The organism is Streptomyces sp. NPDC005070 (genome assembly GCF_053600395.1).
Genome location: NZ_JBSFZS010000409.1, coordinates 1 through 1,981, shown reverse-complemented (window position 1 = coordinate 1,981; position 1,981 = coordinate 1). Strand labels below are relative to the sequence as shown.

At 71.5% G+C, this 1,981-nt stretch carries 2 protein-coding genes and 1 pseudogene; 1 reads left to right on the top strand and 2 read right to left on the bottom strand.

Going from position 1 to position 1,981, the window contains the following annotated elements:
• A partial coding sequence (locus ACWEBX_RS39655; protein ID WP_451889557.1) for a maltotransferase domain-containing protein occupies positions 1 to 759 on the bottom strand: 759 nt, incomplete at its 3' end.
• Between the two features lie 101 nt (positions 760 to 860).
• Positions 861 to 1,052 (bottom strand): annotated as a pseudogene (locus ACWEBX_RS39650) (DUF5133 domain-containing protein); the annotation flags it as partial.
• 302 nt (positions 1,053 to 1,354) lie between these two features.
• On the opposite strand from ACWEBX_RS39650, the gene ACWEBX_RS39645 reads away from it, so the two are divergent.
• Positions 1,355 to 1,870: a pep a2 gene (locus ACWEBX_RS39645; protein WP_451889556.1), complete on the top strand. Its 516-nt coding sequence runs from the start codon at positions 1,355 to 1,357 to the stop codon at positions 1,868 to 1,870.
• The last annotated feature ends 111 nt before the right edge of the window (positions 1,871 to 1,981 follow it).

The following is a 1,981-nucleotide window of genomic DNA, read 5'->3' as shown; positions in this document are numbered from 1 at the left end:
GATGGGGTGGACGGGCGGGAGGTAGACGACGTCGAAGCCCATCTCCGCGATCGCGGGCAGCCGTTCGGCGGCCGTACGGAACGTGCCGTGCACCGCCGGATCCAGCACCCCGCTCTCCGAACGCGGGAAGAACTCGTACCACGCCCCGTACAGCGCCCGCTCCCGCTCCACCAGCAACGGCAACGGGAGGGAGCAGGTGAGCCGTTCACGCAGCGGATGCTCCGAGAGAGCGGCCGCGACCCCGGGAGCCAGGGCCGCAGCGAACCGCTCGGCCGCGGGCAGGGAGTCGTCGCGCAGCGCGTCCGCGGCCGCCAGCACCGTGTCCCGGCCGGCGGCCTTCGGCACGCCCGCGGCGGCCCGCTCGTGGAGGGCCGCGCCCTCCTCCAGGACCAGCCCGACGTCGATCCCTGCGGGGATCTTGATCCCGGCGGCGCGCCGCCACCCGCTCACCGGGTCGCTCCACGCCTCCACCAGGTAGGTCCAGTGCCCCATGGCCGACGGAGTGACCGGGGCGCCCCAGTGGTCGCTTCCGGGGGCCAGCTCGCGCATCGGCGCCCACGGGCCCGGACGGCCGCCCGGATCGACCAGGACGACATTCGCGCCGACCGCGTCATGGCCTTCGCCGAAAAGGGTGGCGGTGACCTGGAAGGTCTCGCCCACAACCGCCTTGGCGGGCCGCCTGCCGCGATCGACGACCGGCCGCACATCCATGACGGGTGTGCGGCCGGTCTCGTGGTGCGTGTCCGTGATCGCGTCCATGCGTCTCGCCTCCGCGGTTCTGGGCCCGAATCGTCGTTTGCCGCGAAAGGCCCTCTCGGTGCGGTCCCTGGGACCGTCGTTCAGATCCGTGCGGGAACGTCCTGCAGGTAGACCTCGGCGGCGTTCGCCGCCTCCCGCGCGCACCGCTTCCCCATCAGGACGCACAGGGTGTATCCGGTGTTCTCGAAATTCCCCCGCACCACACGGTCGGAGGGAGTCGCGAGAAGCAGGCGTTCCCACGCCCGGTAGCGCTCCAGATGCCTGGCGACCTCGGCTTTGGCAGGCAGCAGCATCACGCTGGTCACCTTCCCGATCTCTCGACCGCGCACGGCTCGCCTGGCCGGCGGATGAGGGCCGTACGCGAAGGGGGGCCGGTCCGTCACGGAGCGACACCCTCACTCATGGTGCCTGTACGGCGACCGAGCGTCTTGTTGGGTCTTCAACCAGGCGGGGTCGCGCTCGGGTTGCACGAATGGAGTAGCCCTCTCATGCTGAGGGTGACTCAGGAGTGATCGGCGCTCACGCTTCGCAATCGGGGCCCGGTCCCGCAGGGGGCGAGGAGGAGCGAGAGCTTCGCCGGTGAGGAGCCAACGAGATGAAAGCCGCAGTTCCCTGCTACTACCACCTGGATGTGGAGCTCAGCGAGGAAAAGGTCGGGCAGGTCAGGCGCATCCTGGCCGCGCACCTCAGGTACTGGAACCTGGAGAATCTCGTCGAGTCCGTCTGCGACTGTGCGGAAGCGCTGCTCCGCACCATCGAGCAGCACTCGGCGGACAAGAACACGACGATCGAGATGTGGTGGAACGGCCGGCGTCTGTTCGCGGCCGTCTCGGACAACAGCCAGGACATCAGCCCGCACCGGGCGCCGCAGGGATGTCTGGCCCGGATTGCGGCCCTGAGTGACGGCTGGGGCTGCTGTGCCACGAACGTCGGTGGAAAGATCATCTGGTCCTCGTGGCGGGCCCGCGCCGCCGATCACGCCCCGCTGGCCCCGCCCGTTCCCGCGCCCTGCCTGCGTGTGGCGCGTGCGACGCCGTTGTACGCGGTGCTGCCGGAGCTCGCGCTCGCCGCGACCCGCGACGAGACCGAGCCGGCCGCCGTCCACGGGTGACGGCCGGCGGACCCGGCCGAGCTGTCCGGTCAGGTCGCCGAGGGCGCCGATCCGCGGGGATCGGCGCCCTCGGCGTGCCCGGCGTCCACCGTCCGGCCGCGGCCGGACGGT

Excerpts from the sequence above, each read along its gene's own strand:
- ACWEBX_RS39645 (WP_451889556.1), top strand. The coding sequence starts at position 1,355 with ATGAAAGCCGCAGTTCCCTGCTACTACCACCTGGATGTGGAGCTCAGC.